An 18,856-nucleotide genomic window follows, 5' to 3' on the forward strand; every position below is an offset into this window, starting at 1 on the left:
AGGGCAATCCGCAGATTAATTAATCCTTAACCTGTATCCAAAAACGCACATATCAGGGGAAGAAGCGGGCATTTTTCCCCTAAACTGCTCCGGGTTCATTCAGAAAAGCCTCAACTGCCGCGCCAGGCCTACCTGTGCTCTTCGGCGGCTGTTGCTGCGAGGGCGCGGTTGTAGGCCTTCAGAGCATCCACGTGGTAGAGCGCACCGATGACCTGCTCCCTTCCCTCTTCTTCCATGACCACCGGCAGATAGGCCGCGTCGGCGCGGTCAAACACCGGCATCGCCGCCTCCAGCGAGGCAGCGGCGCGGATGCACAACCCCTCTTCCACCAGGGCCTCGCACTCCTCCAGACTGGCACAGCGGCTGTCGCCCATCGGGCGCATCACGGCGCCTGCCCGGATCAGCGCCAGCAGATAGGCCTGCGGGCCGGCCGCACAGTGAATGTCGCGCCGCTCCAGCTGGGTCAGGAAAAACGACCGGTCCACCAGCCGCGAGGCCAGCGCGGTGGACATGGAGACCGACACCATCACCGCCAGGCCGATCTGCCAGTCTCCGGTCAGCTCGAACACAATGAGCGTGGTCGAAATCGGTGCACCCAGAACCGCGGCTGCTACCGCCCCCATGCCGGCAAAGGCATAAAGCGTGTGGGTGCCCGACACATCCGGCAGCACCGAGGTTGCAATCAGCCCGAAGGCCAGCCCGGTCAGCGCGCCGATCATCAGCGAGGGCGAGAACACCCCGCCCCCCATGCGCCCGCCCATCGTGATCGCCACGGCGGCGGTCTTGACCACAGTAAAAATCACCGCCTGCCCCAGCAGCAGGCCGCCGGTCAGTGCCAGAACGGTGGTTTCATAGCCGACGCCGATGATATGCGGGAACCACACGGCAATCACGCCCAGCATGGCGCCGGACACCGCAGGGCGCAGCCAGCGCGGTAGCGACAGGCGCTGCTGCACCGTGTTGCCCACCTTTTCGGCAAAGAAGATCGCCCGCATCTGAGCCACTGCCACAAGGCCGCAGATCAGGCCGAGGATCAGGAATGCGGGCAGTTCCACATAGAACTGCAGGGCACCCGGCGTGCTGAGAGTGAATTCGGTCACGTCGCCGTATTCCAGCCGGTTGATCACGGTGCCCGCGACCGAGGCCACCACGATCGGCGCAAACGCGTTGACGGAGAAATGCCGCAGCACCACTTCCATCGCAAACAGCGCCCCCGCAATCGGCGCGTTGAAGCTGGCGGAGACGCCTGCAGCCACCGCACAGCCCAAGAGGTCGCGCCCGGTGATGCCATCGGCGTTAATCCGGTTGCTGACCCAGGTGGAAATCACCCCGGCCAGATGCACCACCGGCCCTTCCCGCCCGGTGGAACCGCCGGTGGAGAGCGTGATGAAGGACGCCAGCGCCGAGGCCAGGCCTTCCTTGTGCTCAACCCGTCCGTCATGCAGCGCCGCGCCCTCGATCACGTCGGCAACCGAACGCACCCGGGCATCCGGAGTGAAACGGTCTAGGATCAGCCCCACCACCAGCCCGCCGCCCGCGGCAATGCTGACCAGCACATACCAGGGCAGGTCCTGCGCGTAGGAATGCAGATAGTCGACATCCGGGGCGCCATAAACCCAGGCCTGCAGCGCCGCGATCCCCTTGCGGAAGAACAGGGCGGCGAAACCCGCGGCAATGCCGATCAGCAGGGCGATCAGCCAAAACTGGAACTGGCTGGGACCGCGGTGGCGCAGCATCCGCCAGATGTCCTTGAGGCCGGCCAGCCATTGCAGGAGGATTGCGGAAAGGGACGAACGGATTTCTTGCACCATAACCTGTCAGCGGGTCTTCTTGTCTTCTGTGGCTCCTTGCTGCCACATCCCGGTTAAAGAACCCTCACCCAGGCCATGGAACCGGCGGGTCATCCGGCCAGCAATGCGCGGGCCGCGGCACGGGCCTCCTCTGTGATGGTATCACCGGACACCATCCTGGCAAGCTCATCAATCCGTTCCGCCTCTGCCAGCGGCACCACCTGTGACAGCGTCATGCCGTCGACCACCTGTTTGCGCACCTGCCAGTGATGGCCGCCAAGGGCTGCAACCTGCGGCGAATGCGTGACCACCAGCACCTGTCCGCTGCACGCAAGGCTGCGCAGGCGGCGGCCCACGGCGTCTGCTGTTGCGCCACCAACGCCGCGGTCGATCTCGTCAAAAATCAGCGTCTTGCTGGAATCTTCGCCCCGCAAACAGACTTTCAGCGCCAACAGAAACCGGCTCAACTCGCCGCCAGAGGCAATTTTGTTCAACGGACCTGCCGGTGCGCCGGGGTTGGTGGCAACGGTAAAGGCCACCGCATCCATGCCGTCCGGGCCGGGCTCTGCGGTGGTGATGCGGGTCTCGAACACCGCGCGTTCCATCTTCAGCGGAGCAAGCTCCGCCATCACCGCCTGGTCCAATGCTGCGGCGCTTTGGCGGCGCACCGCGCCCAGCTGCTTGGCGGCTTCGGTATAGGCTGTCTCCGCGGCCTTCAGCGCCGCTTCCTGATCGGCCAGATCCTGATCGCCCGCATCCAGCGCCGCCAGCTTGCCGCGCAGGGTTTCCGCATAGCCTGCCAGCTCGTCCGGCTGCACATCATGCTTGCGCGCGAGGCTCCGGATCGCAAACAGGCGCTCTTCGCAGTCCTCCAGCTCACCGGGGTTGAAATCGAGGCTGTCCAGCACCCGTTCGACCCCGTCCTGGGCGTCCCCCAGTTCGATCATGGCACGGCTGAGAGCCGCCAGCGGTTCATCCAGGCCGCCCTCGGCCTCCTGGCCCGCAACACCTTCCAGCCAGCGCTGCGCCTCGCCCATTGCCGTCTCGGCGCCTTCACTCAGCAGCGCATGGGCGCGGGCAATGTCGCCGCGGATGCGCTCTGCTGCCTGCATCTGGCGGCGGCGGGTGTCCAGCGCCTCATCCTCGCCCGGCTGCGGGTCCAGCTTGTCCAGCTCCGCCACTGCGTGGCGCAGGAATTCCTCTTCGGCCCGCACGGCGTCCAGCGCGGCGCGGGTCGCCGCCACCGTCTTGCGCGCCTTTGCGGCCGCGCCCCAGGCGCTGCGCACCTGTGCCAGCAGGTCCTGCACACCGGCATACTGATCCAGCAGCGCCATGTGGCCGCGCGGATTCAGCAGCCCGCGGTCGTCATGCTGGCCGTGCAATTCAACCAAAGTCTCCGACAGCGCCCGCAGCACCTCGCCCGAGCAGCGACGGTCGTTGACCCAGGCGGTTTTGCGCCCCTCGGCGGTGTTGACCCGTCGCAGGATCAGCTCAGTGCCGCCCGGCAGCCCGGCCTCTTCGAGGATCGCGTGTGCGGGGTGGTCCGCGTTCAGCTCGAACTCCGCCAGAACCTCCCCCTGCGACGCCCCCTGGCGCACCAGTTCAGCGCGTCCGCGCCAGCCCAGCACAAAGCCCAGACTGTCGAGAAGGATCGATTTCCCTGCCCCGGTCTCACCGGTCAGCACATTCAGGCCGGGCTGAAAGTTCAGCTCCAGATGATCGATGATCAGGATATCCCGGATATCAAGCGCGCGCAGCATTGCCCCGCCCCATTGCTGCGGCGGCCGTTACAGCCACCGCCCCTTGACCGTCTGGCGGTAAATCTGGCTCAGCCAGTTGTTGCCGCGGTCCCTGGGCTTGAGCCCGTTTGCAGTCAGCAGCTTGTAGCTGTCCTCATACCAGTCGGTGGACTGGAAGTTGTGGCCCAGAATGGCAGCCGCAGTCTGCGCTTCAGCGGTCAGCCCCAGCGACAGATAGGACTCGACCAGCCGGTGCAGCGCCTCAGGCGTGTGGCTGGTGGTCTGGAAATCCTCCACCACCACCCGGAAGCGGTTGATCGCAGAGGTGTAGTGGCCGCGGCGCAGATAATAACGGCCGATCTCCATCTCCTTGCCCGCCAGATGGTCAAAGGCGAGGTCGAATTTCAGGATCGCCGAGTTGGCATATTCGCTGTCCGGATAGACCTCGATCACAGTGCGCAGCGCCTGCAGCGCCTGGAAGGTCAGCCCCTGGTCGCGGCCCACTTCGTCGATCTGGTCATAATAGCTCAGCGCCAGCAGATACTGGGCATAGGCCGCATCTTCATCTGCCGGGTAGAAGTCGATGAACCGCTGCGCGGCGGCGCGGCTGTTCTCGTAGTCCTTGACCCGGTGATAGGCAAAGGCCTGCATGATCACCGCCTGCTTGGCCCATTCGGAATAGGGGTACAGGCGTTCAATCTCGGAGAAGTAATAGACCGCATCCTTGGGGCGCCGGTTGGCCAGTTCGAACTCGCCGCGCTCATAGATCTGATCGGGAGAGAATGCCTCGACCGACTCGCCGCGCTTCACCGCGCCGCCGTCGCCGCCGCAGCCTGCAAGGGCTGCCACCAGCAGAACCGCGCCGAGGGTTTTGGCTCCCGCCCAGATGCCGTTCATAATGCCTCACCTCACCGTCTTTGCCTTACGGGTGTCCGCCCCGGTTATGCCGTCTCTAGCATATTCAAATGGCGCGCAAAACGCCTTTCGCCACTTCCGCCCTCACTTGGCAGAGAAAGCCGGCGATGGTCAAGGCCGGCCGGCGGCACGGGCCCTCATCTGCAGGCAAACCCGCGGTAAAAGACCCGGGACGATTATGTCCCGGGCCAGTCTGTCCGCTCGTTCTTTGGTTTTCTGCCTTATGCCACGCGGCGCTGTTCGGCCGGGATTTCCGACCAGATCAGCCCCTGCCCCGGCAGCCGTGCGGTCATCGCTGCATCGCAGGCGACGGCCCGGACCGCACCCGGCTCCGCAAACAGGGCCCGCAGCAAGGTGTTGGTCAGCGCGTGCCCCGCGCGCTCGCCAACATAGCGCCCCAAGATCGGCCCCCCGGCCAGCGCCAGATCGCCCAGCGCATCCAGCATCTTGTGGCGTACAGGCTCGTCCGAGTGGCGCAGGCCCGCACCGCTCTCGACCCGTTCTCCGTCAAACACAACGGCGTTCTCGCCGGGCACACCGCCCAGGGCGAGGCCGTTGGCCTGCATTGCTTCGACATCTGCCTGGCGGCAGAAGGTGCGGCTGTCGCACAGCTCACGCGCAAAGCTGCCGTTGCGCATGTCCAGGGACTTGCTCTGGCGGCCGATGGCGGCCTCGGCAAAGTCGATGTGGAATTCGATGGTCAGCCGGTCGCTGGGCAGCAGGGTGGCGCGGGCGCCATCCTTCTCGACCGTGACCGGCTTCAGGATTTCATAGGCGATGATGGGCGCATCCTGGCGCTGCACGCCCTGGCTCATGATGCCGCGCACGAAGGGGGCGGAGGAGCCATCGACGATCGGCACTTCCGGGCCGTCGATTTCGATCAGCGCATTATGCACGCCGCAGCCGGCCAGCGCCGCCATAATGTGTTCGACGGTGGAGACGCTGACGCCGGAGCCATTGACCAGTCGGGTGCAAAGCGGGCTGCGCTCAACCAGATCCCAGCGGGCCGGAACCAGGGTATTGCCCAAGGCGATGTCGGTGCGCTTGAACACGATGCCATGCCCCGCCGGAGCCGGGATCAGGACCATACGTGCGGGTTTGCCGGAATGCAGGCCGGCCCCTTCGAATGCCACCGATGCTTTGAGCGTGTTCTGCACGTTGCGCCTCGTCTCGCTGTTTCCGGCCTCGGGGGCCGTGTTGCGGACGAGAGTTAAGGTTTTGCTGAAAAACGCACAACTCAATCTTTGTAACGGTTTGAAACATGGCTGTAACAGCTCGGCAGAACACCGCTCAAAACACACCAACTCACTGTAAATAAAAAGTAAAAAGCCGCCCGAAGGCGGCTTTTGAAGCGCGATATGTGATGCGTCAGTTGGCTTGGCGGCGCAGGAAAGCGGGGATTTCGATGCGTTCCTGGTCCGGATCCGCCTGCTGCTGCTGCATCTGCTGCGGCTGGGCTGCCGGTGCATGCGCGTGCATGGAGGGCTGCTGGCGCACCGCCTGCGGCTGCTGCTTGGCGGCAGGGGCGTCATTGCTGCCGGTCATCCGGTGGATCAGCGAATTGAGGCCAAAGCGGCGCTGCCCTTCGGGCTGCTGCTGGGCCTGTTGCTGCTGCTGCGGAGCCTGGGCAGCCGGTGCCGCCGGACGCATCTGCTGCTGAACCTGCGGCTGCTGAGCCTGGGGCTGCTGCACCCGCTGGGCCGCGGCCTGCAGACGCTCCAGCGCTTGCGGCGACGGGGTGCCCGGAGCCGGCGCCTTGGGGGCCACAAAAGCAGCTTGCGGGGTTTCCGCGACATCTGCCTGCGGGCGGAATTCCGGCACTTGCGGCTGATACGCGGGGGGCGGCAGGCCATCGTCAGCCAGCGGCTCCACGGTTTCCACGACGTCTTCCACCAGGTCCTGCTCAGCAGCCTGCTGCACGTTCAGTTCCTCGAACAGCGACGGCTCTTCCAGAGCGGCGGCGGCAGGCGCTTCCTGTACCGGTGCAGGCGCGGCCTCAGCGGCCACGGGCTGCTGAACTGGGGTTTCCAGCTCCAGCGGCGCGGCGCGGTTTTCCTCAACGCTGACGGTCTGGCGCAGCGGTGCGGACATCGGGCGGCGCGGCACCGGCATGTCGGTGTTCACGTCAGTTGCGTCGATGCCGGTGGCCACGACGGAGACCCGCATTTTGCCTTCCATGCCGGTATCCAGGGTCGAGCCCACGATGATGTTGGCGTCCGGGTCCACTTCCTCGCGGATGCGGTTGGCGGCCTCGTCCAGTTCGAACAGGGTCAGGTCGTGGCTGCCGGTGATGTTGATCAGCACGCCCTTGGCGCCCTTGAGGCTGATTTCGTCCAGCAGCGGGTTGGCAATCGCCTTCTCGGCCGCCTGGACCGCGCGGTCCTCGCCCTCGCCCTCGCCGGTGCCCATCATCGCCTTGCCCATCTCGTCCATCACGGCGCGGACGTCTGCAAAGTCGAGGTTGATCAGGCCCGGGCGGACCATCAGGTCGGTCACACCTTTGACGCCCTGATACAGCACGTCATCGGCCATCGAGAACGCCTCGGTGAAGGTGGTCTTCTCGTTGGCAAGGCGGAACAGGTTCTGGTTCGGGATGATGATCAGGGTGTCGACGACCTTCTGCAGGGCCTCGACGCCAGCCTCGGCCTGGCGCATCCGCTTCAGGCCCTCGAACTGGAACGGCTTGGTGACAACACCAACGGTCAGCACGCCCAGTTCGCGGGCGGCCTGCGCGATGATCGGCGCGGCGCCGGTGCCGGTGCCGCCGCCCATGCCCGCGGTGATAAAGCACATATGCGCGCCCGCCAGGTGATCAACGATCTGCTCGATGCTTTCCTCAGCCGCGGCAGAACCCACCTGCGGGCGGGCGCCTGCGCCGAGGCCTTCAGTGACCTTGATGCCCAGCTGCACCCGGCTCTTGGCCGAGCTTTGCTGCAGCGCCTGCGCGTCGGTATTGGCCACGACGAATTCGACGCCATCCAATTCCTTGGCGATCATGTTGTTGACGGCATTGCCGCCAGCGCCGCCGACACCGAACACGGTGATCTTCGGCTTCAACTCTTCATTCCCGGGCATCGAAAGGTTCAACGTCATGCTCATACCGCCTGTGTTACCTGCCCTTCCCGCAAAGGGCTTATTCCTGTCCTATTCACCATAATCTACCGCGGAGAGGGTGTTTCGTCATCCTAAAAAGCACGACACGCCACAAAATAAGGCCTCATTCTAAGGCTAAAACCGCGGTATTTCGCCGTCCCTAGCAGATATTGCGGATTGAGCACAAGCCACACACAACAAAACCTCTCCATCCGCAAAATCGCTTTGCAGAGGAGGTTGGTTCCAAGGTTTGGCTGGCCACTGCCCGGCCTGCTGACTCGCCGCGTTTGCCGCGGACGTTAACGGCAGACTAACGGCTCAGGAGGACGCTGTCACGCCCTCTTTGCCCGTTCCGGCTGAATTGAATTGCCCGTGCGCGCCCGGGTCTACCAGTTGTCCCGGAACCAGCGCACCGCGCGGCCCAGAGTGCCCGCCGGATGACGGCCCGCGGGCATCTCGAAATCCCACCATTCATCCTGCGGATGGGCGGCAAACAGGCACAGCCCCACGGCAGAGGCAAAGCCCGGCCCGGTCGCAGACTGCGGCAGGCCGTGGACACGCAGCGGGCGGCCCAGGCGGACCTGCTGGCCCAGAATGCGGCTCGCCAGCCCGTCCAGCCCCATGATCTGGCTGGAGCCGCCGGTCAGCACGATCTGCTGGCTCGGCAGGTATTCGAACCCGGCCGCATCCAGCCGCGCCCGCACCTCTTCCAGGATTTCCTCGACGCGGGGGCGCATAATGCCGATCAGCTCCGCCCGGCTGACGGTGCGCCGGTCATGTTCCCAGTCGCCGGTATCGCCGCCGATGTCGATGATTTCGCGGTCGTCGGCGCCAGTGGCATGCACCCCGCCGTTGAAGGTCTTGATCCGCTCCGCATTGGCCATCGGAATGCCCAGGCCCATCGAGATGTCGCTGGTGATGTGATCGCCGCCCAGACGCACCGCGTCGGCATAGATCATGTGCTTCTTCATAAAGATCGAGATCGAGGTGGCGCCGCCGCCCATGTCGATACAGGCCGCGCCCAGTTCCTGCTCGTCCTCGACCAGCGCCGAGAAGCCGGAGGCATAGGCCGAGGACGCAATCCCCGCCAGTTCCAGATCGCAGCGCTGGATGCAGCGCACCAGATTCTGCACCGCGATGGCATCCACCGTCAGCATATGCATGTCGACCGCAAGGGTCTGCCCCATCTGGCCGCGCGGATCGCCCAGGCCGGAGCGGTTGTCGAGCGCAAAGTTCACCGGCTGCGCGTGCAGCACCTCGCGGCCTGCGCCGTATTCCGGCACCTCGCAGGAGGCCAGCACCTGCGCCACCTCATGCTCGGAGACCACCTGCCCCTCAAGGTCCAGCTTGGCATCCAGCCCGTAAGAGCGCGGATTGGCGCCGGAGAAACAGGCGATCACATGATCGACGCGCACCTCTGCCATCTTCTGCGCCGCCTGCACCGCGGTGCGGATGGCGCGCTCGGTCTCCTGCATGGCGTTGATCTCGCCGAACTGCACTCCGCGCGACCGCGTTGTTGCGGCGCCGATCACCCGGAACCCGGATTGCCCGGCCAAGGCGCCGATGGAGCCGTCCTCGCTGAGCCGCCCGGTGCCGTCAAAGCGCAGCACCAGGCAGGCGATCTTGGAACTGCCCACGTCCAGAATAGCCACCACGCCGCGCTGCATCGCCTGACGCCGCATCTGCCGCATCGCCCGCTGCGATTGATAAAGATCTGTCATGTTACTGCCCGCCCCCGTTCAACTGCCGGATCCGCCACCAGTTTTCCACTGAGTTTTCGGTCATCCGCACGGTGGGGCGCCCAGCCAGACGCATATCCACCGCTGCCACATCGCGTTCCAGCAAATCCTGTACTTCACTCACCGCCAGCACCCGCTCCAGCGCCCGCACCGGGTTCTTGGCTGGCAGCATGATGCGCTGCTTGCGGTCCAGAACCACGTCCCAGCGCCGTTCGCCGACGCGCACCAGCCCGCGCAGCCGCGGACCCAGCGGTTTCGCCGCTGCAAACAGCCGCAGTGCCTGCGCCGCGTGCCCGGCCGCACCCTTGCCCGCGATCAGCGGCAGGTCCGGGTGCAGGCTGCGGCGGCCCAGTTCGGCCACGTGAATGCCCTGCTCATCCAGCAGCGCCAGCCCCTCGCGGCTGCGCCAGATCAGCGCCGGTTCGCGTTCCTCAACATCGACCTGCAGGATGCCGCCGGGGCGGATCCTGACGCTGGCGGTTTTCACCGGGTCCAGACCGGTGATCACATCGCGGATCTGCTCCAGGTCCAGATCAAAGGAGCTGACCGGAAAATCCAGCGGCACCACCTCGCGGATGTCGCGCGCCACGCTGACGCCGGCCCCGTCCACTGCCATCACCTTGACCATGAACTCGGGCCGTTCCTGGATTGCGGCGCGGGCGTCATTATAAAGTGCCACCAGCGTGTCGCGCCGGGCCTCATCCGCCAGATAGGCGCTGCCCGCCGCAAACACCAAACAGAACGGCACCCCGAAGCGCAGGCCAAAGCGGATGCCCGGTGTCAGCATCCAGCGCTGCAGACGGTATTTCAGCCGCGACGGCGCCGGGTCGCAGCGCCCTTCCTCCGGCTTGCGGAACCAGCTCCTCAGCGGTTGCATGACGCATCCTCCACCATCCAGGCGCAGAGCTGGCCAAAGGTCATGCCGCAGTGGGCCGCCTGTTCCGGCGCAAGAGAGGTCGGCGTCATGCCGGGCTGAGTGTTTGTTTCAAGCAGAACAAGCCCGCTGGCGCCGCGCGCCTCATCCCAGCGGAAATCGGTGCGGCTGACACCGCGGCAGCCCAGCACCTCATGCGCCTTCAGGGCATATTCCAGGCACAGGTCAAAGATTTCCCGCGGCAGATCCGCAGGTAGCACATGGCGTGATCCGCCGGGCTTGTACTTGGCGTCATAGTCATACCAGCCGTCGGTCAGAATGTCCGTGACGGTCAGCGCCCGGTCCCCGACCACGGTGGTGGTCAGCTCGCGCCCCGGCGCATAGGTCTCGACCATCACCTCGGCCGGCATTTCCTCCGACAGCAGCGGCGGGCCGTTGGCGGCCTCATGCACGATATAGATGCCGACGCTGGAGCCCTCGTTGTTGGGCTTCACCACATAGGGAGGCGCCATAACATGGCCCGCGCTCACATCATCCTTGGCGAACAGGCCGCTTTCGACCACCGGCAGCCCGGCGGCGCGGTAGACCTCTTTGGAGCGCTGCTTGTCCATTGCCAGCGCCGAGGCCAGCACACCGGAATGGGTATAGGGGATCTGCAGCCATTCCAGCACGCCCTGGACGCAGCCGTCCTCGCCCCAGCGCCCATGCAGCGCGTTGAACACAACATCCGGCTTCACATCCAAAAGGCGCGCGTGCAAGTCAGCGCCTGCATCCACCTCGGCAACCTCGAACCCCTCACCGCGCAAAGCGGCCGCGCATTCACGGCCGCTGGACAGCGATACCTCGCGTTCGGCTGATGGGCCACCCATCAGCACCGCGACTTTCGGGAGTGCCCTGCTCGACTTACTCACCACGAAACGCCTCAATATACGCGGGGCTTTTTGCCCCTGTTTCTTGGGACCCGTTACAGGCCCGCCTTTATAATTTGAACCGGATTTGTTCCGGCTGATCTGTGCAGGGCTGCACGCCCCTGAAACCGGCGGTGCCTTGCCGCCTGTGCGGCACCGTAACGCCCAAGATCTTACCGGCGCATTAACAGTGCCTTTACCACGGTTAAGATTTCCGCTTCCCGGACCTGTGCCAGGCCCTGTTCCTTTTCCAGCTGCCGGTGCAGAAGCCTTTGCCGGCGCTCAAGATTTCCGGTTATTCGGGAAGCGGATCACCTATCCGCATGATTTCCCACTCTAGCGTGATGCCGGAATCTTCGTAAACCTTTTTCCGCACATCTTCGCCCAGCCCTTCCAAATCTGCGGCAGTTGCGCCACCCGTATTGATCAGGAAGTTGGAATGCTTTTCGCTCATCTGCGCCCCGCCGCGCCGCGCACCGCGCATGCCGGCGTTGTCGATCACCTTCCAGGCCTTGAGGTCATGCACATCATCGGCCCGTCCCGTCGAAGAGAAACCCGCCGGGTTGCGGAAGGTGGATCCGGCAGAGCGGTCCCTGACCGGCTGGGTCTCGTCGCGCTTTTGCAGCTGCGCTGTCATCCGGGCGTGCAGCTCTTCCGGGTCTCCCTTAGTGCCGCGCAGGGTGGCGGAAACCAGCACCGCGCCCTCGGGAAATGCAGTCTGGCGGTACCGGAAGTCCAGTTCCTGTGCCGCGATCTCGCGGATTTCGCCCTGGCGGGTTACGATGGTGGCTGACACGAACACATCCGCGGTGTAACTGCCGTAGCAGCCCGCATTCATCCGCACCGCGCCGCCGATGGAGCCGGGAATGGTGCGCAGGAAGGTCAGGTCAATCCCCGCATCCGCCGCACGTTTTGCCACATGCGCATCCAGCGCCGCGGCGCCCGCGGTCACTGTATCGCCGTCAGCTTCAATGCTGTTGAACCCGCGGCCCAGACGGATCACCACCGCCCGCATGCCGCCGTCGCGCACGATCAGATTGGAGCCAACCCCCATCGGGAACACTTGAACGCCCGGGTCCAGCTGGCGCAGGAATTCTGCCAGATCATCAATGTCCTCAGGCTGGAACAGATAGTCAGCCGGGCCGCCGACCCGCAGCCAGGTCAGTTCCGCAAGCGGTTTCTGCCCTGTAAGGCGGCCACGCACCGCCGGAAGTATAGCTTGATCTTGCGCCGCCATCGCCGCTTCCGCCCCAAGTTCCATCCTACAAACGCGCATAGTCCGTAAACAAGATGGCCGCGGAAATAAAGGGACAACGCAACCTCGCGGAAATCATGAACGTGATCGGCAAAACACTGCTTCTGCTCCAGCCAGACCAGCGTGGCCAGCCAGCCTGCTGCAGCCAACGCCGCCAGCCAATGCCGCCGGAACCGGCCGAGGCAGTAAAAGCCAAGCAGCCACATCAGGCCAAAGGCCAGCCAAATTGCAGAAACGGCGATCATTGCCTGCCTCCACCGCCGGAAAGCACGTACCGGCATCAAACGGGTTACAAAGAGTATTCCCGCCTGAGTATCAGGCCAACCGGAAGAAAAGGTTAAACCTTTCGAACCACCAGCCCTTTTGTGAAGTTTTACCGGCCCAAAGCGCGTTTAACCCAGCGCCCGAAATACAGCACGGGCCAGCGCAGCACCGACATCCCCGCCAAGAGCACTGCCAGCCCCCACCAGGGGCCGTTTTCATAGGTCACATACCCCAGCAGCGGAATGCCCAGCGCAATCAGCACGTAGGCCCGGCGCCAGTGGTTGTCGCGGCTGGGGATCATCGCCAGCACGTTTGCTGCCAGCGCCCAGACGGCGGCCAGGGTCAGCGACAGCGTCATCGCTCTAGCGCTCCAGACGCTGGGGCAGGCCATTGGCCCAGGTGCTGATGGTGCCGGCGCCGAGACAGACCACCATGTCGCCGGGGCGCGCCTGCTCGCGCACCAAGCGCTCCAGGTCTTCTTCGCTCAGGATGGCGCGGGCGTGGCGGTGGCCATGGCGGATCAGCCCTTCGACCAGATCATCGCGGCTGGCACCTTCGATCGGTTCCTCGCCGGCCGCGAACACTTCGGCAATTGCCACCACGTCCGCCTCGTTGAAACAAGCGCAGAAATCTTCGAACAGGTTCGAAAGGCGCGAATAGCGGTGCGGCTGGTGCACAGCGATGACCCGGCCCTCGCAGGCCTGGCGCGCCGCCTTCAGCACCGCGGCGATCTCCACCGGGTGGTGGCCATAGTCGTCGATGATGGTGACACCCCCCACCTCGCCTACCTTGGTGAAACGGCGGTTGACGCCGCCAAAGGCCGCCAGAGCCTCGCGGATTTCGACACTGTTCATGCCCAGATGCCGCGCCACTGCCACCGCAGACAACGCGTTGGAAACATTGTGGTCCCCCGGCATAGGCAGGGTGCAGCCCTCGATCACCCGGTCCTCGGCCTGCAGCACCACGTCGAAATGCGCAACGCCGCCCTTGTAGGTCAGATTGACGGCGCGCACATCCGCCTGCGCGTTGAAGCCATAGGTCACCACCCGGCGGTCGGAAATCCGGCCCACCAGCGCCTGCACCTCGGGGTGGTCGGTGCAGCAGACGGCAACACCGTAGAACGGGATGTTGGAGACAAACTCCAGGAAACCGTCGCGCAGCGTGTCGAAGTCGCCCCAGTGCTCCATATGCTCAGGGTCGATATTGGTCACCACAGCGATGGTTGCGGGCAGCCGGTTGAAGGAGCCGTCGCTCTCATCCGCCTCGACCACCATCCATTCGCCCTGACCCATCCGCGCGTTGGAGCCATAGGCGTGAATGATGCCGCCGTTGACGATGGTCGGGTCAAATCCGCCGGCCACCATCAGTTCCGCCATCATTGTGGTGGTGGTGGTCTTGCCGTGGGTGCCGGCAATGGCGACGTTGGACTTGAGCCGCATCAGCTCTGCCAGCATGTCGGCGCGGCGCACCACCGGCAGGCCGCGCAGGCGGGCCTCGTCCAGTTCCGGGTTGCCCGGCTTGATTGCAGAGGAGATCACCACAACCGCGGCCTCCTCCAGGTTCTCCGCCTTCTGGCCGGTGAAAACGCGCGCGCCCAGCTTCTCCAGCCGCTCGGTGATCTTGGAGGACTTCAGGTCCGAGCCCTGCACCATGTACCCGAGGTTCAAGAGCACCTCGGCGATACCCGACATACCGATGCCTCCGATCCCCACGAAATGGATCGGGCCAACGTCACCGGGCAGTTTGGTTGCAGGGTTCATGATCGTTATCCTTCCTCGGCCAGCTGCTCCACCAGTGCTGCCAGACGTTCGGCAGCATCGGGGACCCCGGCGCTCAGTGCAGCGGTTGCCATCTGCGCGGCAGCCTGCGGGTTACTCAGAATCGCGCCCATATGCTCTGCCAGCACCGGGATATCAAGGGCGCTTTCGGGAATCATTACGGCAGCATTGGCATCAACCAGCCCGCGGGCATTGGCGCTCTGGTGATCGCCTGCAGCGGCGGCAAAGGGGATCAGGATCGACGGCCGCCCGATGATCGAGATATCCGCGACCGAGGAGGCGCCCGAGCGCGAGATCACCAGCTGCGCCTCCGACATGCAGGCGGGCACATCGGTGAAAAACGTCTGCACATCGGCATTTATGCCGTGTTCGGCATAAAACGCATTGACCCGCTGCAGGTCTTCCTCGCGTGCCTGATGCGACACGCGCAGGTGCCTGCGGATCTCCTCCGGCAGCGCCGCCACAGCAGCGGGGACCACGTCAGACAGGATGCGCGCACCCTGGCTGCCGCCCATCACCAAAAGCGACATCGGGTAATCGCCCGGCGGGATATAGCCGGCAGCGGCCCGTTCCTTCACCGCGCTGCGGACCGGGTTGCCCACATGCTCATGCGCGACGCCTTGTGGCAGCGCGGTCGGCCAGGTGCCGCAGGCGACACCCGCGACGCGGGTGGCAAAGATCTGGTTGACGCGGCCCAGCACGCCGTTCTGCTCATGGATCATCCGCGGCAGTTTCAGCAGCGTCGCCGCCCCCAGCGCCGGGATAGACGGGTAGCCGCCAAAGCCGATCACCGCATCGGGGCGGTCACTGCGCATCTGCATCGCCATCGACAGGACGCCGCCGGCAATCTTCGGCGCCACCAGCGCCTTGGCCAGCAGACTGCCGCGGGCAAAGGTGGCAGAGGACACCTGCGAGATTTCAACCGCGCTGGGGAAGGACGCGGTATAGCGCGCACCGCGCGCATCCGTCGACAGCTTCACCCGCCAGCCGCGCGCCAGCATTATCTCGGCCAGCGCCTGTGCAGGAAACATATGGCCGCCGGTTCCGCCGGCAGCCATCAAAAGCATTTTCTGTGCCATCGCAGCTGGTCTCTTTTCTCTCTCGTCAGCGGCCGCGGCCGTTCAGGTAATCGGCAATCCCGCCCTGCGGGCGCGTCCGGGTAAAGGCCAGCAACATACCCACCGCAATCCCGGTGGCAATCAGCGAAGATCCGCCATAGCTGACGAACGGCAAAGTCATGCCTTTGGCGGGCAAGAGCCGCACCGCAACCCCCATATTGATCATCGCCTGCACGCCGAACATGCACACCAGGCCAGTGCCCGCGAGGCGGATGAAGGTATCGCGCTCGCGCATCAGCCGGAACAGCGAGCGCACAACGATGGAGGCGTAAAGCGCGATCAGCACCGCCACCAGCACCAGCCCGTATTCCTCTGCCGCAACCGCCACGATGAAATCGGTATGGGCATCGGGCAGCGACCATTTCACCTGCCCCTCGCCGACGCCGACGCCGAACAGCCCGCCCTCGCGGATCGCGTTGGTGGCATAACCCAGCTGGGTTGTGGGATCGACATCCGGGTTCAGGAAGCCGTCGATGCGGCGGGCAAAGTGTTCCGAGCTGTTATAGGCAAAGACGCCGCCCATCACGACCACCGCGGCCATGCAGACCAGCAGCAGCATCGGCGCCCCGGCGACAAAATACATCACGCCCCAGCCGAACAGGATCAGGCTTGCCTGGCCGAAATCCGGCTGCAGGACCAGCATCATCACCACCATCATGCACAGCGCGAACGACATCAGCGTGCCCGGCGGGCCGTTGATCTGCTGGCTGGCCGCAATCATCCAGGCGGCCACCACGATGAAACCGGGCTTGAGGAACTCCGATGGCTGCAGCGAGGCAAAGCCAAGCGAGTACCAGCGCACCGCGCCCTTGCCGAAATCGGTTCCGAAGATCGGCAGGAAGGCCAGCGCCACAAAGGCGACCGCAAAGCCGACCACCGCCAGCCGCCGCACCAGCGTGGGCGACATCACCGAGGTGATCAGCATCGCCATCAGCGCCGTCAGGCCGAAAACCGCCTGCCGCTGCACATAGTGGAAATTTCCGAACCCGTTCCTTTCCGCCAGCGGCACCGAGGCGGCAAGCCCCAGCAGCAGCCCGATCACGAACAGCATCAGGATGCAGGACATTGTCCATTTATCCAGCGTCCGCCACCACTTGGGAAGAATCGGTTCACCAGCCTGCACGGGAACCGCGCCATAGACCATCTCAGTCATGGGAATACCGCCACTATATGCCTCGTTCCGCCCCATTTTTCGGGGTCTCACAGAAACTGTAACGATTCGTGAGCCGCGGCGCCAGAAAAAGAACACAGTTCGGCAAGAATCCACCGCCCGCGCGGCGGCCCGTCTTGACAGGCAGGAAGCCGCCCGCCTGCCAGCGCCAATCCGCCGGGCCGCGCCCGCCGGCCTGCCCCTTGCGCCGCCACCGGTTCCGTGGTGGATGCGCGCCATGCGGATAAACACCCTGATTCTCGGCGCCGGCGCGGCTGGCATGATGTGCGCGGCCCGCGCGGGCGGCAGCACATTGGTGATTGACCACGCCAAGGCGCCGGGTGAAAAGATCCGCATTTCCGGCGGCGGCCGCTGCAACTTCACCAATATGTATGCAGAGGCGAAGAACTACCTCTCTGCCAATCCGCATTTCTGCAAGTCGGCGCTGGCGCGCTATACCCAGTGGGATTTCATCGAACTGGTGGACCGCCACGGCATCGCCTGGCACGAAAAGACCCTGGGCCAGCTGTTCTGCGACGGCTCCTCCAAGCAGATCATCGCCATGCTGGTTGAGGAGATGCGGGCGGCCGGCGCCGACCTGTGGCTGCACACCTCTGTTGAGGCCGTGGCGCAAGCCGCAGACGGCTATACCGTCCGGCTGCTGCGCGAGGGCAAGGCGCAGACCGTCACCTGCCGCAACCTGGTGCTGGCGACCGGCGGCAAGTCGATCCCCAAGATGGGCGCCACTGGCCTCGCCTATGACCTTGCCCGCCAGTTCGGGCTTGAGGTGACAGAGACCCGCGCAGGCCTGGTGCCTTTCACATTCCCCGACGGGCGGTTTCAGCCGCTGGCGGGTGTCTCCCTGCCCGCGCGTCTCAGCAATGCGCGCACCGCCTTCGACGAAGCGCTCTTGTTCACGCACCGCGGCCTTTCCGGGCCCTCGGTGCTGCAGCTCTCCTCCTACTGGCGCGAGGGCGAGGAGATCACGGTCAACCTGATCCCGGATACCCCGCTTTATGCTCTCCTGCGCGACCAGCGCCAGACCGAAGGCCGCCGCGACCTGACAACCGAACTTTCCCGCCACCTGCCCGGCAAGCTGGTGGATTTCCTTGCCCCGCAGCTGGGCCTCAAGGGCCGCCTGGCGGACCAGTCCGACGCCGCGCTTCAAGGCTTAAGCGAAGCCCTGCAAACCTGGCATCTGCTGCCCGCAGGCACCGAGGGCTACCGCACCGCCGAAGTCACCCTGGGCGGCATCTGCACCGGCGGCCTCTCCTCCAAGACCATGGAAGCCAAAGCCGCCCCCGGCCTTTTTGCGATCGGCGAAGCCGTGGACGTGACCGGCTGGCTTGGCGGCTACAATTTTCAGTGGGCCTGGTCCTCAGCCCATGCCGCAGGCACCGCCATCGCCGCCAAAGGCTGAGCACAGCTTGACATCCCCCCCGGGCGCCACCAATATAGTTACCATGGTAATAAAAATCGGAGCCTGCCATGACAACCTCCTTTCAGCTTGTCGCCAAAATCACCCCGAAACCGGAGCATATGCAGGATGTGCGCCAAAGCCTGCTGGACATTCTGGCGCCGACCCGGGCCGAACCCGGCTGCCTGAAGTTCCTGCTGGCCGAAGGCCGCGACGGCAATTGCTTCTATCTGGACGAAGAATGGGCCAGCGACGACGCCTTGGCGGCGCATTACGCAGCAGATTACATCACGCCGGTCTTCGCCAAATACGAAGCGTGGCTTGCCGCCCCGGTGGAAATCCACAAGATGACCCCGCTGGCCTGACGCGAATGTTCTTCCTCAAGGACCTGCCATCGCAGCAAATGGTCGGCACCTATGCCGAGGCTTACGGTGCCGACCCGGCCCATATCAGCGGCGCGCTTCTGATGATGCGCCGCGCCAGCCTTCTGATCCGCAGTCTGGAAGCCTTTTTCGCAGCACAAGGCCTGTCCCAGCTGCGGTTCCTGGTGCTGATCGTGATCGACCGGGAACCGGACCGCGACTGGCTGAGTCCAAACGAGATCGCCGAGCGCATCGACGTGTCCAAACCGGTGATGACCCGCACCCTGCAATCGCTGCAGAAAGACGGGCTGATAACCATATCGGCAAGCCCTTCCGACGGGCGGTCAAAAAAGGCCATGCTGACAGCAGAAGGCCGACACCGGCTCAGAGAGACTCTTCCCGGCTACTTCAAGATTTTGTCACAGGAAATGTCCAAAGGCTGAGTTGCTGGGTT

The 18,856-nt window shown here is 64.7% G+C and carries 17 protein-coding genes; 4 read left to right on the plus strand and 13 right to left on the minus strand.

The genetic code is table 11. The features are described 5' to 3' along the window. Nucleotides 1-128: 128 nt before the first annotated feature. The 9 genes from N6L27_RS04660 to murB form a co-directional block, all read right to left on the minus strand. A complete protein-coding gene (locus N6L27_RS04660) occupies nucleotides 129-1,811 on the minus strand; it encodes a chloride channel protein (protein ID WP_271905942.1) in 1,683 nt (560 codons plus the stop codon). Nucleotides 1,812-1,900: 89 nt separating this feature from the next. Next, nucleotides 1,901-3,550 carry a DNA repair protein RecN gene (recN, locus tag N6L27_RS04665; protein WP_271905943.1) on the minus strand — a complete coding sequence of 550 codons (1,650 nt, stop codon included), beginning with the start codon at nucleotides 3,548-3,550 and terminating at the stop codon, nucleotides 1,901-1,903. Between the two features lie 27 nt (nucleotides 3,551-3,577). Continuing rightward, nucleotides 3,578-4,426, minus strand: a complete 849-nt coding sequence (locus tag N6L27_RS04670; protein ID WP_271905945.1) for an outer membrane protein assembly factor BamD — start codon at nucleotides 4,424-4,426, stop codon at nucleotides 3,578-3,580. A 239-nt stretch (nucleotides 4,427-4,665) separates the two neighbouring features. Further along, nucleotides 4,666-5,601 carry a UDP-3-O-acyl-N-acetylglucosamine deacetylase gene (gene lpxC, locus N6L27_RS04675; protein ID WP_271905946.1) on the minus strand — a complete coding sequence of 312 codons (936 nt, stop codon included), beginning with the start codon at nucleotides 5,599-5,601 and terminating at the stop codon, nucleotides 4,666-4,668. Nucleotides 5,602-5,812: 211 nt separating this feature from the next. Then, nucleotides 5,813-7,537: a cell division protein FtsZ gene (gene ftsZ / locus N6L27_RS04680; protein WP_271905947.1), complete on the minus strand. Its 1,725-nt coding sequence runs from the start codon at nucleotides 7,535-7,537 to the stop codon at nucleotides 5,813-5,815. 386 nt (nucleotides 7,538-7,923) lie between these two features. Beyond that, nucleotides 7,924-9,258, minus strand: coding sequence for a cell division protein FtsA (gene ftsA / locus N6L27_RS04685; protein ID WP_065266242.1), 1,335 nt, complete (start codon nucleotides 9,256-9,258; stop codon nucleotides 7,924-7,926). A 1-nt stretch (nucleotide 9,259) separates the two neighbouring features. Then, nucleotides 9,260-10,153, minus strand: a complete 894-nt coding sequence (locus N6L27_RS04690) for a cell division protein FtsQ/DivIB (protein WP_271905948.1) — start codon at nucleotides 10,151-10,153, stop codon at nucleotides 9,260-9,262. After that, entirely contained in the window at nucleotides 10,141-11,019 is an 879-nt protein-coding gene (locus tag N6L27_RS04695) for a D-alanine--D-alanine ligase (protein ID WP_442915724.1), read from the minus strand. Before N6L27_RS04695 ends, N6L27_RS04690 begins: the two co-directional genes overlap by 13 nt. 334 nt (nucleotides 11,020-11,353) lie before the next feature. Beyond that, on the minus strand, nucleotides 11,354-12,295 hold the full coding sequence (gene murB / locus N6L27_RS04700) for a UDP-N-acetylmuramate dehydrogenase (RefSeq protein ID WP_271906252.1): 942 nt from the start codon (nucleotides 12,293-12,295) through the stop codon (nucleotides 11,354-11,356). 53 nt (nucleotides 12,296-12,348) lie between these two features. On the opposite strand from murB, the gene N6L27_RS04705 reads away from it, so the two are divergent. Further along, nucleotides 12,349-12,654, plus strand: coding sequence for a hypothetical protein (locus N6L27_RS04705; protein WP_271905950.1), 306 nt, complete (start codon nucleotides 12,349-12,351; stop codon nucleotides 12,652-12,654). Nucleotides 12,655-12,686: 32 nt separating this feature from the next. Here the strand turns inward: N6L27_RS04705 and N6L27_RS04710 are convergent, their stop codons facing one another. From N6L27_RS04710 to ftsW, 4 genes are read right to left on the minus strand one after another with little or no spacing between them, the layout of a single operon-like run. Continuing rightward, nucleotides 12,687-12,935: a DUF2484 family protein gene (locus tag N6L27_RS04710; protein WP_039179341.1), complete on the minus strand. Its 249-nt coding sequence runs from the start codon at nucleotides 12,933-12,935 to the stop codon at nucleotides 12,687-12,689. A gap of 4 nt (nucleotides 12,936-12,939) precedes the next feature. Continuing rightward, nucleotides 12,940-14,337, minus strand: a complete 1,398-nt coding sequence (gene murC / locus N6L27_RS04715; RefSeq protein ID WP_271905951.1) for a UDP-N-acetylmuramate--L-alanine ligase — start codon at nucleotides 14,335-14,337, stop codon at nucleotides 12,940-12,942. Nucleotides 14,338-14,342: 5 nt separating this feature from the next. Continuing rightward, a complete protein-coding gene (locus tag N6L27_RS04720; RefSeq protein WP_271905952.1) occupies nucleotides 14,343-15,434 on the minus strand; it encodes a UDP-N-acetylglucosamine--N-acetylmuramyl-(pentapeptide) pyrophosphoryl-undecaprenol N-acetylglucosamine transferase in 1,092 nt (363 codons plus the stop codon). 25 nt (nucleotides 15,435-15,459) lie between these two features. Further along, on the minus strand, nucleotides 15,460-16,626 hold the full coding sequence (ftsW, locus tag N6L27_RS04725) for a putative lipid II flippase FtsW (RefSeq protein ID WP_271905953.1): 1,167 nt from the start codon (nucleotides 16,624-16,626) through the stop codon (nucleotides 15,460-15,462). A gap of 235 nt (nucleotides 16,627-16,861) precedes the next feature. Here ftsW and N6L27_RS04730 point away from each other — a divergent pair, with 235 nt between their 5' ends. From N6L27_RS04730 to N6L27_RS04740, 3 genes are all read left to right on the plus strand, one after another. Beyond that, nucleotides 16,862-18,043 (plus strand): NAD(P)/FAD-dependent oxidoreductase, encoded by a 1,182-nt coding sequence (locus N6L27_RS04730; protein WP_271905955.1) that lies wholly within the window; start codon nucleotides 16,862-16,864, stop codon nucleotides 18,041-18,043. A 68-nt stretch (nucleotides 18,044-18,111) separates the two neighbouring features. Further along, nucleotides 18,112-18,405: a putative quinol monooxygenase gene (locus N6L27_RS04735; RefSeq protein WP_271905956.1), complete on the plus strand. Its 294-nt coding sequence runs from the start codon at nucleotides 18,112-18,114 to the stop codon at nucleotides 18,403-18,405. Nucleotides 18,406-18,410: 5 nt separating this feature from the next. Beyond that, nucleotides 18,411-18,845, plus strand: a complete 435-nt coding sequence (locus N6L27_RS04740) for a MarR family winged helix-turn-helix transcriptional regulator (RefSeq protein WP_271905957.1) — start codon at nucleotides 18,411-18,413, stop codon at nucleotides 18,843-18,845. Nucleotides 18,846-18,856 lie beyond the last annotated feature (11 nt).

The organism is Leisingera sp. SS27 (assembly GCF_028368855.1).
Classification (GTDB): Bacteria; Pseudomonadota; Alphaproteobacteria; order Rhodobacterales; family Rhodobacteraceae; genus Leisingera.